Origin of the sequence: Hymenobacter sp. BT559, from assembly GCF_016427535.1 — a bacterium.
Classification (GTDB): Bacteria; Bacteroidota; Bacteroidia; order Cytophagales; family Hymenobacteraceae; genus Hymenobacter.
Map to the genome: position 1 here is coordinate 566,284 of NZ_JAELXV010000003.1, position 15,018 is coordinate 581,301.

13 protein-coding genes are annotated in these 15,018 nt (G+C 62.0%); 4 read left to right on the forward strand and 9 right to left on the reverse strand.

Going from position 1 to position 15,018, the window contains the following annotated elements; translation table 11 throughout:
• Positions 1 to 52: 52 nt before the first annotated feature.
• Together JAO77_RS13155 and JAO77_RS13160 are read left to right on the forward strand one after the other, a co-directional pair.
• Positions 53 to 1,213: a hypothetical protein gene (locus JAO77_RS13155; RefSeq protein WP_198990827.1), complete on the forward strand. Its 1,161-nt coding sequence runs from the start codon at positions 53 to 55 to the stop codon at positions 1,211 to 1,213.
• Positions 1,214 to 1,236: 23 nt separating this feature from the next.
• Positions 1,237 to 2,037, forward strand: coding sequence for an alpha/beta hydrolase (locus tag JAO77_RS13160; protein ID WP_198990828.1), 801 nt, complete (start codon positions 1,237 to 1,239; stop codon positions 2,035 to 2,037).
• A gap of 52 nt (positions 2,038 to 2,089) precedes the next feature.
• Here JAO77_RS13160 and JAO77_RS13165 read toward each other — a convergent pair whose 3' ends face one another.
• The 5 genes from JAO77_RS13165 to JAO77_RS13185 form a co-directional block, all read right to left on the reverse strand.
• Positions 2,090 to 3,094, reverse strand: a complete 1,005-nt coding sequence (locus JAO77_RS13165; protein ID WP_198990829.1) for a phosphotransferase enzyme family protein — start codon at positions 3,092 to 3,094, stop codon at positions 2,090 to 2,092.
• 479 nt (positions 3,095 to 3,573) lie between these two features.
• Positions 3,574 to 4,944, reverse strand: a complete 1,371-nt coding sequence (locus JAO77_RS13170) for a hypothetical protein (RefSeq protein ID WP_198990830.1) — start codon at positions 4,942 to 4,944, stop codon at positions 3,574 to 3,576.
• Positions 4,923 to 5,687 (reverse strand): ABC transporter ATP-binding protein, encoded by a 765-nt coding sequence (locus JAO77_RS13175; RefSeq protein WP_198990831.1) that lies wholly within the window; start codon positions 5,685 to 5,687, stop codon positions 4,923 to 4,925. Before JAO77_RS13175 ends, JAO77_RS13170 begins: the two co-directional genes overlap by 22 nt.
• 131 nt (positions 5,688 to 5,818) lie before the next feature.
• The gene (locus JAO77_RS13180; RefSeq protein WP_198990832.1) at positions 5,819 to 8,095 is read right to left on the reverse strand and encodes a S41 family peptidase; all 2,277 of its coding nucleotides are present in this window, start codon (positions 8,093 to 8,095) and stop codon (positions 5,819 to 5,821) included.
• A gap of 92 nt (positions 8,096 to 8,187) precedes the next feature.
• Complete coding sequence (locus JAO77_RS13185; RefSeq protein WP_198990833.1) at positions 8,188 to 9,666, reverse strand: hypothetical protein; 1,479 nt, start codon at positions 9,664 to 9,666, stop codon at positions 8,188 to 8,190.
• Between the two features lie 226 nt (positions 9,667 to 9,892).
• Here JAO77_RS13185 and JAO77_RS13190 point away from each other — a divergent pair, with 226 nt between their 5' ends.
• Positions 9,893 to 10,228: a four-helix bundle copper-binding protein gene (locus JAO77_RS13190; protein ID WP_198990834.1), complete on the forward strand. Its 336-nt coding sequence runs from the start codon at positions 9,893 to 9,895 to the stop codon at positions 10,226 to 10,228.
• Positions 10,229 to 10,298: 70 nt separating this feature from the next.
• Here JAO77_RS13190 and JAO77_RS13195 read toward each other — a convergent pair whose 3' ends face one another.
• Both JAO77_RS13195 and JAO77_RS13200 read right to left on the reverse strand, forming a co-directional pair.
• Positions 10,299 to 10,871, reverse strand: coding sequence for a helix-turn-helix domain-containing protein (locus JAO77_RS13195; RefSeq protein WP_144846555.1), 573 nt, complete (start codon positions 10,869 to 10,871; stop codon positions 10,299 to 10,301).
• 9 nt (positions 10,872 to 10,880) lie between these two features.
• The gene (locus JAO77_RS13200; RefSeq protein ID WP_198990835.1) at positions 10,881 to 11,228 is read right to left on the reverse strand and encodes a hypothetical protein; all 348 of its coding nucleotides are present in this window, start codon (positions 11,226 to 11,228) and stop codon (positions 10,881 to 10,883) included.
• A 193-nt stretch (positions 11,229 to 11,421) separates the two neighbouring features.
• Here JAO77_RS13200 and JAO77_RS13205 point away from each other — a divergent pair, with 193 nt between their 5' ends.
• Positions 11,422 to 11,688: a hypothetical protein gene (locus tag JAO77_RS13205; protein ID WP_198990836.1), complete on the forward strand. Its 267-nt coding sequence runs from the start codon at positions 11,422 to 11,424 to the stop codon at positions 11,686 to 11,688.
• A gap of 166 nt (positions 11,689 to 11,854) precedes the next feature.
• Here JAO77_RS13205 and JAO77_RS13210 read toward each other — a convergent pair whose 3' ends face one another.
• On the reverse strand, positions 11,855 to 12,901 hold the full coding sequence (locus tag JAO77_RS13210) for a YncE family protein (RefSeq protein ID WP_198990837.1): 1,047 nt from the start codon (positions 12,899 to 12,901) through the stop codon (positions 11,855 to 11,857).
• A gap of 50 nt (positions 12,902 to 12,951) precedes the next feature.
• Positions 12,952 to 14,970: a TonB-dependent receptor gene (locus tag JAO77_RS13215; protein ID WP_198990838.1), complete on the reverse strand. Its 2,019-nt coding sequence runs from the start codon at positions 14,968 to 14,970 to the stop codon at positions 12,952 to 12,954.
• Positions 14,971 to 15,018 lie beyond the last annotated feature (48 nt).

A 15,018-nucleotide genomic window follows, 5' to 3' on the forward strand; every position in this document is an offset into this window, starting at 1 on the left:
GGAAGCGCAGGGGCTTTTTGATGTACAAAAGCGTAGAAGCCAAGGAGGCTAGATGAAGCCAAAACGACATTGGAGCACGCGGGTGCGGTGGGGCCGGCTAGCGATAATAGTGGGAGTACTGCTATGGGTAGGCGGCAGCTGGCCTACCTACCAGCCGCCTAGCCGCCCCGAGGTGCGCTTGCGGCTGAATTACTTAGAGCGCGTAATTCAGGAAGGAACAACCCCGCCAACAACCCTAGGTAGGCTAACGGCAATGAGTCCCGAATGGGGGCTTTTTACACTCTCCTTCAGCACGTATGCGCTGGCCAACCTGGCGGCCCAGCGGCCCGATTTACGGGCGGAGGCTGCGGCTACCATCGGCCAAGCCATAGAAGTTGCGCTGACTGCCCCACTGCGGCAGCCCTTTAATTTAGACATACCGGCCGAGCATGCCACGGCTGCGCTACCTAGCTCGGTGCTGTACCTAGGGCACCTCAACCTGATGCTGGGCTGCCACCGGCAGCTGTCGCCCCACTCGCCTTATCGCCACTTACACGACAGCCTTTCGGCCGCGCTGGCTGCCCGCTTCCAGCAGGAGCCCAGCGGCAACCTACCCTCGTACCCACACCGGCGCTGGCTGCCCGACAATACCGTAGCCCTGGCTTCGCTGGCGCTGCATAGCCGCCTCACGGGTAACAACTACGCCGCCACGGGCCACCGCTGGGTAGCGCGGGCTCGGCACGAGTGGCTCGACCCTGCCACCGGCCTGCTGGCTTCGATGGTAGACGCCGCCGGCCGGCCCAGCGAAGAACCTAGGGGCTCTCACCTGGGCTGGAGCATCTGGTTTTTAGCGCAGGTCGATTCGGATTTCGCCCGGCAGCAATATGCTTTATATCAGCAACATCACAGCACCAACCTAGGCGTGCTGCGGTTGTACAGCGAGTTTGCCAACAGCTACGAAACTGGCGCGGGCAACATCGATAGCGGCCCGCTTATCCTGGGCTACGGTATTCCGGCCACGGCCTTCGCCTTTGCCGATGCGGTGGCCCTAGGTGACTACCGCAATGCCCAGCGGCTGCGGCGCGTCATCAGCCTCGGCAGCCGCACTATTAGGGAGGGCGACGAGCTGCGCTACGGCGTGCGGCTGGTGAACCTCGACGTGAACCCGCTGTCGGAAGCGCTATTGCTGTGGGCCGATGTGCCAGGCAGCGCAATTGCTCGGGCTGGCCAATAATGCTAATAAGCAGCTTAATGTCTATGTCATCCTCGCCCACCGCGCCTATTATCGTTTTCATCACGGGCGCTTCCGTCACCAGCAATTGTTGGAATAATTGGAAAAGCTTTTTTGAAAGCCAAGGCTATGTTTGCTATGTGCCCGACTGGCCCCACAAAGCGGCCCCAGCTGCGGCACTGCGCCGCCAGCATCCGCATTCGTCCATTGCCCAAAACGGACTAGCCGATGTATTGAAGGTGTACACTGATTTTATTGCGCAGCTGCCAGCTAGCCCTATTGTTATCGGGCATTCTTACGGAGGACTGCTAGTGCAGCTCCTGCTGCAGCAAGGAACGGTGGCCGCGGGCGTGGCCATCGAGTCGGCGCCACCGCGGGGCGTAGCAGTGTGGAGCTGGTCGCTTTTTCGCTCGGTATTGCCCATGCTAGGGCTCCTTTCGTCGCTGAAAACTACCTTTTTGCCCACCTTCGCGCAGTGGCAGTACGCCATCGCCAATGGTCTACCGCTGACCGACCAGCAGTCCTCCTACGAGAACCTAGCCGCGCCGGAGTCGAAAAAGTTGATTCGCGGGGCGCTTAGTAGCCAGGCCCGCGTCGATTTTCGGCGGCCGCACGCGCCGCTACTGTTTGTGGCCGGCGGCGCCGACCGCATCATGCCCGCCGCCCTCAACCGAGCCAACTTCCGGCGCTACCGGCACGCGCAGTCCATCATTGATTACCGAGAACTGCCCGGCCGCAGCCACGCCATGTTGGGCCAGCCTACCTGGCGTGAAGACGCAGCAATGGTACTGCGCTGGCTGGTAGACGTGGGAGCTTCAGTTTGCTGACTAGTTTTTTGCCGAAAGGTAGATTCATGCCCGTCCGATTACGTGGGCATGGTCACGCGCTAAAATCGCAGTACCACGCCGCCCACTGTTTTATCCAGCCCACGCGCTCGCGCAGGTAGCGCGGGCCAAAGAAGGTGTTCGACCAGTCGTCGAAGTTGCGATAAGCAAACTCGAAATAAAAAAGCCAGAAGCCTACGCCTAGGTACGGAATGGCGGCCAGCTCAGCATCGGCCAGCGGGCGCACCTCGCGGTAACCAGCCACAAATACGGCAAAGGCCCGCTCGGCCTCGGCCTCCGTGACGCCCTGCAACAGACGATGCAGGAAGTAGTGCACGAAGAAAGTCATGATATCATTGACCAGGTAGCCGGGCCCGGCAAAGTCAAAATCGAAGAATGTGAGTCGGTCCTCGGCGTCGAAGTGAAAGTTCTTAGGTAGGAAATCGTAGTGGCAGTACCCATGGCTAAAAGCCGACGTGTCGGTGCGCATTAGCTTGGTAATAGTCTGATTTACTATTTTCTGCAGCTCGGCATAACCCTCGGGGTAGTCGCGGAAGGCGGGCTCCAGGGCACGCAGGGGCTGGCGCAGCGTGGTATCGAGGTCGTAGCTGGGGCGCAGGTGCTGCAGCGTTAGGCCAGCGGTGAGGTTATGCAGCCGGGCCATTTCGCGGCCCACCGTGCGCAGCTGGTCATCGCTAAGGTCCATGACTACCCGGCCCGGCGCGAAGGTGAAAAGCACGCCGTAGCGCTCGCCCTCGGCCGCCGCCAGGGGTAGCAAAAAAGCGCCGTTGCGAGCCGGCAGCGGCGCCGCCACCGGGGCGCCGTGCGCCTGCAGATACGTGAGTAATTCTACCTCGGCGGCTAGCTCGGCCTGGGTGCAGTGCGCCGCCCGGTACACTTTAAGAATATACTTGGCATGCTCATTTTCGAGCAGGTACGTGTCGCTGACGCCACGCAGCAAGTAGCGCCCCCGCAGGCCCGGCAAGCCATATTCGGTGCTGACGTGGGTGGCCAGCGCGCCAGCCGAAAGCGTAGAATATTGGGTCGGGAAAGTTGACATAGGACGTATGGTGCAGCTCAACGGCACAATTTTACTTGCGGCTCCTAGCCGGCGTACTGGCCAAGAAAACTAACATTACTAAACCATAAATCGCCGCTTGAAGCCAATACTGGTAGTGCATTTGAGCCAGAGAATAAATCGTTCTCTTGCCCACGATATCCACTTGATAAGCTAGTGTATTAGGCTCTTGGTGAAATAATGTGCCGGCTGCGTCATAGTGAATGGTTAGCGTGTCGCCTACTTGTAGCTGCGCGACAAGTTGCTGTGCTGCCTGACTGTTTGTGCCCAAATCTAGTCCTAGTACGATAGGTGGAGAGCGGAAACAAAAGACAACGTACTTGCTGCAGCTGATTCCATCGACGAGAGTTGGCCAGTGAAACTAGCTAAGTCGTCTAGACCTCGAGTGGCCTGAAAGATGCTTTGCGCGCACAAAATACCCAAGCACACGGTGCACAAAATGTGAACTAGCTGCCGCCACCTCATGCCCCAATACCCTTCAACAGCTTGCGGCGCAGTGCCCCATCATTGCGCAGCACCTGGCGCAAGGGCCACGCCGCCGAAGCAGCCACCAGCAGCGCCAGCGCGATGCGGACCCACCACCACGGCGTAAAGTATAAGGCCGCGCCTATTCCAATGCTAGTTGCACTCATGGCTCCGGAGGTATTGTTGCGCATGTTAGCAAAGTCAATAGCTTTGATAACCGGCTTGGCGTGGTGCAGGCTGGCCCACAGCCCTACGCTGAGCAAGGCCGCGCCCGCTAGGGGCAATAGCCCCAACATGTGCCATAACGACGTCGGAAACAAGGCTAGCACGAACACTACCGCCAGCAGGCAGTCGGCCAGCAGCACGGGTAGCACCAGGCGCAGATACAGCGCCAATAGCCGGCGCGTGAGGCCCAGGCGAATCAGTTCGTTGGCCGTGAGGCTACCTAGGTAGGCAAAAAGATTGTTGTTGACGTAGGTGAAGCTCACAATGGGCAGTAGCCCTAGGTAAAATAAGCCGGGGTTGGTAACCTTGCCGTTTTTTATCATAGCCAGGCCCGTGACACTCAGTAAAATGGCCTTGAATACTAAGCCCACCGTTAGCGGCAGCCATACTTTGCGTAGGTATACCTTCCACTCTAGCGGCAGGCGAGCCAGCGTGGTGTTAGGAGCCGTAGTAGCCGTAGCCGCCGGCAGGTAGCGGGCGCTGAAATACGGCGCCAGCCAGTAGAGCTGCGCCGCACCCACCAGCCAGGGTAGCAGCGCCATGCTCACGCCCAGCGCCGCGGCGTAGGGTGCCGCGGGCACGGCCAGCCACCAGCCCATTAGGCCCAGGCTGAGTAGGTTGGCCGCCAGCAGCGGGTGCCGCCAGCGCCCTAGGGTCACGAGCAGGCGCACGTTGAAGCTCAAGACCGTGGCGCCCAGTATTAGCAGCAGGCTAAAGCCCGGCACCAGCGCGTGGCGCGGCGCTACCAGCAGCGCTAGCAGCAGGCCTAGCACTAGCATGAGGCGGCGCAGGGTTATCAGGTCGAGCAAGAAAGCCGTGACCACGTTCTGGCGCTCCGACACCGGGAAGTGCTCGGGCAGGGGCCGCGTGATGGGCCGCAGGGTAGGCAGAAAATCGACCAGCAGCGTCGACACCAGCCAAGCGGCGTTCAGCGCCACCAGCATTTTGGGAAACACCCCGGCTATACCGCGCTGGGTTTGGTGATTGAGCATGAAGCCAAAGCCCACGCCGTAGAGCGCCATAATGCCGAGCAGGAACAACGCCAGCGCGCGCTCGCCGCCGTCGGGCGGCCACACCACGGCCCGCAGGCGGCGGCCCAGCAGGTAGGGCAGGTAGTGGCCTAGCGTTGCGTAGTTAGCCATGACAGGTCTTGGGTAGTAGCGGTAGGAGTGGGCCGAATGAGCTGGAGCAGCGCATCACCAAGCACAGCGCGCTCGCCGTGCAAAAAATCGGGCAGGGTGCCCCAATACTTCACCTCGTTGTCGTCTATCACCAGCAAGTGCGTGGCTACCTGCTCGATGTGGGCCAGGTTGTGCGACGACACAAACGTGAGCGCCTGCGGCCGGTAGCTATTCAGCAACGACAGCACGCTAGTGGCCGAAAACACGTCGAGGCCGTTGAACGGCTCATCTAGTATTAGCAGCTCGGGCCGGTGCAGCAGGCACGAGGCAATGGCCACTTTCTGCTTCATGCCTGTCGAAAACGACCCTAGGCGCTTGTGGCGCACTGTAGGATAGTCTTCGAGCAAGTGAGCCAGCAGGCTCTCGATGTGCGGCTGCGCATCGGGCAGCCCGTAGATGCGGGCCACAAACTGCAAGTACTCCTCGGGCGTAAGCTGCTCCACCAAGTACGCTTGGTTGACGAGCGCGCCCATGCGCCGCTTCACTGCCACCGGAAAGGTATCGCCCAGCGGCTGGCCGTCGAGGAGTATCTGGCCGCTGTCGGGCAGCAGGATGTTGGTGAGCAGGTTGAAGAGCGTGCTTTTGCCCGCGCCGTTGCGGCCCACTACGCCCACGCAAGCGCCGGTTTCGGCGGTCAGGCTCACGTCGCGCAGCACGGGTTTGGGCCCGAAAGACTTGGTTAGGTGTTGTACTTCTAAAACCATTGGTAGCAGCGATGAAGCCGGGGACGGGATGAGGGCGCAAGGTACTGGCACCTGCGCCCCATCCCGACCCCGGCTTCATCGCTGGGCGGCCGTCAGCATTACAAAGCACTTGGCCCCGCCTCGTAGACGCGCTACCCCGCCTTTATCAGCTGCACGGCCTTTTCCAACACCTCGTCGCGCCCCTCACTAATACCCTTGATGGTGGGCTTGACTTCCACATCGGGTACGATGCCCACGCGCTGGGTTTCGCGGCCGTCGGGGTAGTACACGCCGAGGCCGCTAATGGCGGTGCGCACATTGCCAGGCAGCACGATATACGACACGTTGCCATCGGCCCCGGCCGTAGTGCTGCCCATCACGGTAGCGCGAGGGGCGGTGCGCAGGGCCATGGTAGTGTATTCGGCCTGGCTTTGCGAAAGCTCATTTACCAGAATCACAACCTTGCCAGGGTAGGCGCGGCCGGGGCCGGGCGCTACCTTGATGGACGGGGTGCGTGTAAACAAACCAGGATACGTAACCTGGGGCTCACTGAAAATCACAAACTCCGCGGGCTTGTCGAGCAAGTACTTGGAGAGCGAGAAGACTACGAATTCCGAAGGGTAGTTGCGGATGTCGATAACGAGCCCCTTCGTGTCTTTGGCCTCGGCCATCAGCTGCGGTAGGTCGGCGTTGCGGATGGTACCTAGGGCCAGGTAGCCGATGTTGCCGGGCAGCATTTTCCAGGCTGAGGCTTTGGGGTCGGGAGTGCCGTAGTTCATCGCTAGGTTAAGCTTGCTGGCGGGCACGCGCTCTACCGTAACCGGGAACTCGCGGCCATCGCGCCGCACTACTAGGGCTACTTGTGGGGTGGCGCCGCGCAATAGGTCGTTGGCCGTGTTGCGCAGCTGGGTGGGCTCGTTGGAAGCGGGCGTGATGGGCTGGCGCGCTTTCACTATTTCGGCTACCGGCTTGCCATCTACCTGCACGATTACATCGCCTGGCTTGAGGGTAGTAGCGGCTCCTAGGGTCGCATCGTAGTAGCCCGCTACTGTGGCTTGGCCCTCCACAAAGCGCAGCCACAAAGGCGCGTAGAGCGTGCCTTTGTAGGCGGTCAAGGCCTTGCCGCTGAAAACATTGGCGTGCGTGTCGTGGATGCGGGCAATGAGCGCCAGCGCTGTGAGCTGGTACTGCTCGGCGGTGCGGGCGGCCACAAACTTGGGGATAAACTCGGGCAGCACGCGCTGCCAATCTTCGCCAATGGCATAGCGATACGGGAAGAAATAGGCAATCATGTTCCAGTACCGAAACAGCCCCACTAGGCGCAGGCCCGCATCGGGCGTTTCCTGGCTGGCGTAAGTTTCTTCGTGCAGGAAAAGCGGGTTGCCAATGTTCGGCGCGGCGCCGATATAGTAGTGGGGACCCTGGTTACGATTTTGGCGCAGGTACGTCAGTTGCTGGCTCAGAGCGGGGCTGAGCTGGGTTTTGTCGGTGAGCCAAGCTAGGTCGGGCTGCAGGCGCACATCCTTGGCGCCGGGCTCGCGGCAGGTGCGGCAGGCCGGCACGGGACCTAGGCTTGTGAGCCAAGCGCTCAATACTTCACTACGGGCGCCTAGGTTCTTGGCAGCTAGTATTTTGGGTAGTACGCGCAGCAGTTCAGCATCAAGGTTGTAGTCGCCGCGCGCCACGGCGGGGTGGTAGTATTTGACAAAGCCCCAGACCCGGCCCAACACGGCCAGGTTATCGAGCTGCTGTGGGCTGAGATTATCGAGCACCAGGCCCGAGCCCCGGCGAAAGGCCGTATCCTGCTCTGCCTTAAAATAGTGAATAGCCTTTGGCGGGGCCTGCGCCAGCGGCTTGTCGTCCACAGTCAGCGTCAGGTCGTCGAGCCACAGCGTGCCGGTGGTTGAGAGCAGACCGCCGAAATAAATGGTACGCGCTTCATCGGCAAGTGGCAGCGTGATGCTGTATTCTTGCCAGTCGGCAGTGCTGGGTACCGGGCGCTTGGCCATGTTGTCGAAGGCCAGCGAGCCATCGGGGCCATCTACGCGCAGCCAAAGGCCCGCGGCACCATTCTGCACTTGGTCGGTTTTGAGAAAGCCCGTTAGTTTGATGGTACTGCCTTTAAACGTGGCGGGTATATGCAAGCTGGCGGCCCCAAACTCGCCCTCAGTGCGCGGTTGGCCCGTAGACTGGATGCGCAGGGCGTAGCGCCCGCCGTGGTGCACCACCGAGTCGGCCACTGCCTGGTAACCATTGGTAAACGCGGCGGGCGCCCCTGTCCGGACACCCGGCAGCCAGCCAGTGGGCCGATGGGTTTGGTGGTTTAGCTGCTCCATGCTCAGGTTGAGCGCAGCGGGCGCCTGGGCGCGGCCCGGCAACGTGGTGAGCAGTAGGAGGGAGGCGGCCGAAAAGAGCCAGCAGGTTTTCATAAGCTACGCAGGGAAAGGAGAGGTGCCAAGGTACTAGCCTAGAGCAGCTTTTAACCCGAAGGGTTGCCTGCGTAGCGTAAAATAACTGGCGCCTACATACGGCCCATCTGCATCCAGGGCGCCGTGAGGCGCACGTACACCGAGGCAGAGAGCGGTAGCTTGCCGTAGCCCAGCTGCTGCGCAAAGCCGCGCCCGCGCTGGTCGTTTTGCAGCGTGCTAGGGATGGCATAGCCCGTAATCTGGCCGCCCACGCTCAGCTCAGGGCCGCGCGGGCCGCCTAGGTTGGCAAGGCGGTAGCTGCTGCCCAGTGTGAGGGCGTGCACGTTAAACACCAAGTCCAGCGGCATATCGGCGGGGCCGGGCACGTAGTAGGCCAGCTCTTCCGAGCTTTTCTGCACCCACTCGTAGCGGCCGTAGAAGGTGGGCCGGCCCAGCGTGAGGTTGCTTTCGGCCAGCACGGCGTGCTCAGCGTGGGCGCCGTGGCCCTGGTTGAGGCCCCACACTAGCGAGGAGGCAATAAACTGATGGTCGCCCCAGGTGCGGCTGTGCAGCACCGAGGCCGTGGTGCGGCGCACGTTTTCGTCGGGGTGCAGGTCCTCGGGGCTTTTGATGAAGGCATGGCTTACTTGCAAGGCCAGTTCCGAGGTCGGGTTCCAGTTGAGGCGGGCGGCCCAGGAGTCGGCCCTAGGGCGGTCAAAATCGTAGCGGTACTGGTTGGGCTCGCGGCCCGTGAAGTTGCTGCCTTCCAGCTTAAACTGCTTGTAGCGCAGCCCCAGGCTGGCCACGCCATAGGTAATGTGCGTGGCGTCGGTCCAGTGGTGCGAGAGCGGCGCATCGGGGTTGGGCATGGCCGAAATACGGTGCATAAAGGCCGTAGGCCCGATGGTAGGCTCGCCGGGGTACCCTAGGTAGGCGGTCAGGTCGATATCCTTCGAAAACGCGTAGGTGTAGGCCACGCTCAGCCCCGAAAACAAGTCGTGCGGGTGCTGCTTGTCGATGAGTGGCTGGCCCTTATATGACTCGCCTGTCTGGAATAGCAGCGGGTATCCGCCCCGCGTTTCGGTCAGCGGGTCGAGGCTCATCATGAGGCTCAGGTTCAGTAACCCGCGCTGGCCTACTTGGCGCTGGGCCATGGTCATAAACCAGTTGGGGCCGTCCACGGCGCTGCGGTGGCCGCGGGCATCGCGGTGGTTAAAGTTTTGGTTGGTGTAGCGGCCAAAGGCGCTGCCATGGTACATCAGCATCCAGGGGCCCTTGTGCTGCATCCACATGTACATGGGCGTCTGGTCGGGCTGCCAGGCCGTGCCCGAGCCGTTGCGGTTCATGGGCAGGTTGCGCGAGTAGGCGTGGCTCATATTCATGTCCCCCATGTCCATACCGGCCATATGGTGGCCGGCCTGGCTGCTGTCGTTGGGCATTTTCATGCCCGGCATGTGGTGGCCCTTGCCAGCGGCGTGGTGGGTGGTGTCGGTGGGCGTTGCCATGCCGGGCATAGCGTGGTGTTGGTGCTGGGCCAAGGCCGGGGTAGCCGCCAGGCCAGTAGCCAGCAAAAAGTAAGCAGGTAGTTTCATAAACGAGCGCTAGTCAAGAACTCATCTAACGTGCCTGCCCTGCTAATGGCTGCCCGGCCGGCCCATAAGGTTGAGGCCGCCAGCGTACAGAATTAGGTCCGGCCGGGGCGCAAGCCTAAATCCTGCACGCCCGCCGCCTCTACTTTGTACGGCCTAGGCTGGCTTGGGCGCGTACAAAGCAGTAGCCGCGCCTTGGTGGCTGATACTCTTTTATTTCCCTACTGGCATGAAAAACGCTCCCAACGACTACCGCTCCCTGCTCGACGCCCTAGGTCGCTGCATTGCCGCCTGCGAATACTGCGCCGACGCCTGCCTCAGCGAAGACCACGTGCAGATGATGGTGCCCTGCATCCGCACCGACCGCGACTGCGCCGACATCTGTCGACTCACCTCGGCCTTCATTGCGCGCAATTCGCCCCACGCCCAGCACATTATCAAAGAGTGCATCGAAATTTGCCAGAAGTGCGCCGATGAGTGCGGTAAGCACCAGCACGACCACTGCCAGCAGTGCGCCCAGGCCTGCCGCGAGTGCGTAGAGGCCTGCAAAGCCTACGCTGCCTAGTATAGTATTAGCACTAAAAAAGGCCCATGCTGCGAGCAGCATGGGCCTTTTTTAGTAAGCAACCAGAGGACTACCCTAGGGCATCCAGCGAGAGGCGGTCTGGCTGCAGCATGCGGCGAAACTCGCTAACGGAGCGGCCGGTAACCTGGCGGAACTGGTTGCTGAGGTGCTGGCCCGAGCTGTAGCGCAGCTGGTCGGCTATCTGCACCAGCGTCATTTCGCCGTAGCTCAGCATTTCCTTCACGCGCTCTATCTTCATGCGAATGAGATACTTCTCGATGGTCAGGTTGGCCGTGCGCGAGAATACTTTGCTCAGGTGCGAGTAGGTCGTGGCGAAGCGGTCAGCAAGGAAGGCCGACGTGGTGAGTGGGGCCGGGGCCGTGCGCAGGTGCTCCAGGTATTCTTGCAGCACGGTTTTAATCTGCTCGGTAAGCTGCTCGGCGCGGTCGAGCAGCACATCGAAGCCGGCTTCGCGCAGCAGCGGGGCCACGGCTTTGGGGTCAACGGGCGTGCTCGGCGAGAGGCGCGCCTGGCCCAGGGTTACAGCGGTGGGCTCGTAGCCGGCCTTCACCAGCAGATTCTGAACCGCCTCGACGCAGCGCGGGCAAACCATGTTTTTGATATGCAGCAGATTGGTTTTCACGGGGTAGAATTACGTTGTTGAAGTTGAAGAGCGGCGAGCCGTGGGTTTGGGAGCGGCTGGGCGGGCCGGGCGCCGCACCGGCAGCGCGTCCTGGCCCTGCCAGCTAGGCCCAAACCAGTGCGTGGTAGCCCAGGTGATAAACGGCACCACTGCCAAAAAAGTCACGGCAAGCAGCCAGAACCATACGAAAAACGTGGAAAAAAGGCGGCCAAAGAAGTGGTCGCCGATGCCGAAAAGATACAGCACCAGCGCCAAACTCAGCGCTAAGCTGCTGCCTGCCAGCACGCCTACGCGCCGCCAGCGGTAGGCGGCCACACGCTGGCGTAGGCGCAGAAACAGAGAAGCAGAGCGAGCCATCGGCGCAAATTTACCGTATGGGCGGCAAGTGTGGCGAGTAGCCCCGCCTGGCGCTCAAAACCCGACGCGTCGTTTTTCGGTACTGCCACATAACCACAGCGCTGGGGCTGCCTGTTCTGGCGCGCCGGACTACTGCCGATACTGCTCACCTAGGCCGCGCTCGCGGGCGGCCACTTACTTTCTTCTTTCCCCCATGAACCGCACCCTACGCCTCCTGGCCCTGGCCGCCGCCCTCCCCCTCGCCCTGAGCGCCTGCAACAGCGGCGGTGACGCCGGCGACACCAACGTCGAAAAAGGCTCGGCTAAAAAAGGCCCCACCGCACCCAAAGAAGGTACCAGCAATGGCGATTCGCTGGCCGCCGGCATACCGCGTGATACTACCAACCGCCCCACCGGCAAGGAACTCTACAAAGCCGCTGACCGTGCCAAAGACCGCAACCACGACGGCCTCGCCGACTAATCGCAGCTAAGTAGCCTGAAGACTGGTTCTTGAAATAAGTTTTCTATAGTAACCGGGCTATTTTCTAAGGCTAGCTACCAAAAAAGGCCTGCCCCACGCAAGTGAGGCAGGCCTTTTTTGGTAAAGAGGAAGTTTGTTTTTTAACTCAGAAAGAACAGATTGGCTATTAATAGAAGGCAAAGCCATTGGGACCCACGCGCACCGTTACCGAGTCGAGGGCCTTGCCGCCGGCGGCGGGATAGTGCAGGAAGTAGCCATTAGTGGTAAAGCCCGTCGAAACGGCTCCGTAGATAGAGTTGTCTCGTGGGTCGATGGCAAAGCCATTGAAGTTGCGGCGCATGAAAACGGTGGTGGGCAGTGCCGTATCAGTCGTAGCCATCTTGTACTCGGCGCCGTTGTAGCTGTAGTAGAGCTGCTTTTTATCGGGGCTGATGCGCAGCTGGCGCGGGCCACTGCTGGCGAAGGGCAGCGTGAGCTGGGCGGTAGTGCTGCCGGGCGCAAAGCGCACCAGCGCGGCAGGCGGCGTGCTGGTAGTGCCGTAGGGCTGCGAGCACAGCACCCACAGGTTGTTGGCCTGGTCGGCCACTACATTTTGCGGGCCAGCCGTTACCGTCACGGTCGAGGTCACCTTGTTAGTGCTCGCGTCGATTACCGACACGGTATTATCGTAGCTGTTAGGCACGTAGATGTTGCCGTTAAGCACCGTTAGCTGCTCGGGGCAGCGACCCACCGTGATGCTGTCGATAACGGTGTTGTTCGTGAGGTCGAGCACCATCACTTTGCCGGGGGCATAATTGGTGTAGGGCCCGCGCCACGACGTGACATAGCCCCGCGTAGCCGAGGCAGCTGCAAAGTAGCGCGGCTGCCGGATGTTGCGAATAGTGGCCACCGAGCCAAAGTCGGGCACGCTCACCACCTCTACTTTATTAGAAGCGTTGACGCAGATATAACCGCGGTTGTTTACCACGCCCATGTCCTGCACCACGTCGCCGAGGCTGGCGCTTTTATTCACGCTGCCAAAGGCGTCGATAAGCGTGGTTTTGCTGGCCACGCCGTAGGCGCTCACCGTGCCGCTGCCTTGGCCAAATTGCCCTTCGCTGAGGATATACACGCCAGGGGCGCTCGGCACCAGGGGGCCAAATTCGTTGTCAGGGTTGTTGCAGCTTGCCAGCGCGGCAGCCCCCACTAAGAGGGTAGCTAAATACTTAGTCATAAAGAAAACGTAGCCGATGAAGCGGCGGGTAAAATAGATAAAGTTGAAAATCAGTGGTAAGCGAAGCGTAGGCTAACGGTGTAGGCCCTGGGTGGCGCCGGCCGGGCCGGGTAGCTGTCGTAGCGGCGGTTGAGCAGGTTGGTGCTCTGGAGCAGCAGCGTGAGACTGGTGCGGCCCGGCAGCGCCACGGTGCGGCCCAGCGTGGCACTTAGCAGCCCAACGGCCGGCAAAAAGCTGCTGGCCGAGGCATCGGTGTACACGTAGCTCATGAAGGTGTAGGTAGCGCTGCCCAGCCAGCCCCGCCACCCGTGGTCGGTAGTGAAATTAGCGCGGTGCAGCGGCACAAATGCCAGCTGCACGCCCACGGGGTCGGTATCGACGGCCACACCTTGGGTTTTCTGGGTTTGGGTGTAGCTATAGGCCAGGCGCGCCGCCGCTCGGTAGCGGCCTAGGTGCCCGCGTAGGGCAGTGCTGCCCTCAAGGCCTTGGCTACGCACCTGGCGCAGGTTGCGCGGCGAGTAGCTGCCACCCGCGCCCAAGGGCAGCCACTGCACCCAGTTATCAACCAATTGGTAGAAGGCCGTGAGCTCACTTTCGAGTACCAAGCGGGCGCCCGGCGCTAGGCGGTGGCGCAGCCCGGCCTCGTAGCCGTGGCCCGATTCGGCCAGTAAATCGGGGTTACCGCCCGGCCGCCAGTAGCGCTCATTGAGGGTGGGGGCGCGGTAAGTGCGCGCCACGCTGGCCCTAAGGGTAAGACCCGGCCGGTCGGCGGCTGCCAGCGAGTCAGGCGCCTGGGGCCGATATAGGTCCCACTCGGCACCTAGGGTGGGGGTGAGGGGCGCCAGCCCGGCGGGCAGCGCCGCCTGCCGCACATTGGCCGAGAGGCGCAGGCCGGGACGCGGGTCGTAGCGTAGCAGGCCGAAGGCCGCGGCGCGGTTTTCGGTGATGGCGTCGGGGCCGTAACCATCGACCACAGCCGCGAAGTGCTGGCCTTCGACGCCCAGGCGCAGGCTGGCGCGCTGGCCCAGCGGCGCGGTGTACTCGGCTTGGCTCTGGGTGGTGCGCACTCGCGAGTTACTGATGGCGCCTTGGTCGGAATAGTTGATAATGTCTTCAAACCACGCACCGCGCACCTGCCACTGCCCACCGCGCGGGGTAACTTGGCGGTAGCCCAGCACCAGACGGCGGCTCTGGTCGATTTCGCGGGCATTAGAGCCGGCCACACCCGTACCCTGCTGGATTTCGCGGTCGGCGTCGGTCAGCCATACCGAGGCCGTGAGCTCGCCAGCCGTGCCCACGCGCCAGGCCAAGTCGGGGCTAATGCTCCACTGGTGGCGCAGGGCGGCGTTGCGCATGGTGTAGCGCACCAAGCCGCTAGGCTCGCGCACTAGGTAGGGGTAGTCGTTTTGGGCCTGGCGGTAGCTGGCAGCCACGCGCACGGCCACGGCCGCGGTGGTGGCGCGGGCCTCTAGGCTGCCGCCGCGCAGCCCAAAGCTGCCTAGGTCGCCCTGCACGCTGCCGCGCAGGCCGGGCCGCCAATCGGGCTCGGTGCGCAGCACCAGGGCGCCGCCTACGGCCCCGCTGCCATAAAGCGCGGCGGCTGGCCCCAACTGCACCGACAGCTGGGTGTTGCCGCTAATGGGCAGCAGCGCTAGGTCATTTTGCCCTAGGGTAGGCAAGGCGATATTAAGGCCGTTCCAGAGTACGGCGGTGTGCTGCGCCGAGGTGCCGCGCAGCGACAGCGTGGCCAGCTGCCCCGGCCCGTAGTTCTTGATGTACAGCCCCAGGCGTGCGCCCAGCATATCAGCCGCCGTGCCGCCGCGGTACTGCGCCAGCGCCGCCGAATCCACTTCGAGCCGCTGGCTGCCCACCGCAAAGCGCTCGGGCCGCACGGCGCGCACCTGCGCCTCGGGCAGCCGGTGACGCCGGCCCACGAGCGTATCGGGGCGGGCTGCTCGGGCTTGGCCGTGACTAGGCAGGCTGACCAGCAGCCCTATAGCCAGGGCGCAGCCGAGCGGCCCGCGATGAGCGCGGGAAAAGGCACCTAGCAACGGATTAAAAACTAACACGAACTAAATTTTCAAGCGAAAATTCAGTTCAAAACCTCGTCGCAAACC

What these genes read in the sequence shown, in the direction of transcription:
- JAO77_RS13155 (WP_198990827.1), top strand. Translation starts at nt 53, where the DNA reads ATGAAGCCAAAACGACATTGGAGCACGCGGGTGCGGTGGGGCCGGCTA.
- JAO77_RS13160 (WP_198990828.1), top strand. Translation starts at nt 1,237, where the DNA reads ATGTCATCCTCGCCCACCGCGCCTATTATCGTTTTCATCACGGGCGCT.
- JAO77_RS13165 (WP_198990829.1), bottom strand. Translation starts at nt 3,094, where the DNA reads ATGTCAACTTTCCCGACCCAATATTCTACGCTTTCGGCTGGCGCGCTG.
- JAO77_RS13170 (WP_198990830.1), bottom strand. Translation starts at nt 4,944, where the DNA reads ATGGCTAACTACGCAACGCTAGGCCACTACCTGCCCTACCTGCTGGGC.
- JAO77_RS13175 (WP_198990831.1), bottom strand. Translation starts at nt 5,687, where the DNA reads ATGGTTTTAGAAGTACAACACCTAACCAAGTCTTTCGGGCCCAAACCC.
- JAO77_RS13180 (WP_198990832.1), bottom strand. Translation starts at nt 8,095, where the DNA reads ATGAAAACCTGCTGGCTCTTTTCGGCCGCCTCCCTCCTACTGCTCACC.
- JAO77_RS13185 (WP_198990833.1), bottom strand. Translation starts at nt 9,666, where the DNA reads ATGAAACTACCTGCTTACTTTTTGCTGGCTACTGGCCTGGCGGCTACC.
- JAO77_RS13190 (WP_198990834.1), top strand. Translation starts at nt 9,893, where the DNA reads ATGAAAAACGCTCCCAACGACTACCGCTCCCTGCTCGACGCCCTAGGT.
- JAO77_RS13200 (WP_198990835.1), bottom strand. Translation starts at nt 11,228, where the DNA reads ATGGCTCGCTCTGCTTCTCTGTTTCTGCGCCTACGCCAGCGTGTGGCC.
- JAO77_RS13205 (WP_198990836.1), top strand. Translation starts at nt 11,422, where the DNA reads ATGAACCGCACCCTACGCCTCCTGGCCCTGGCCGCCGCCCTCCCCCTC.
- JAO77_RS13210 (WP_198990837.1), bottom strand. Translation starts at nt 12,901, where the DNA reads ATGACTAAGTATTTAGCTACCCTCTTAGTGGGGGCTGCCGCGCTGGCA.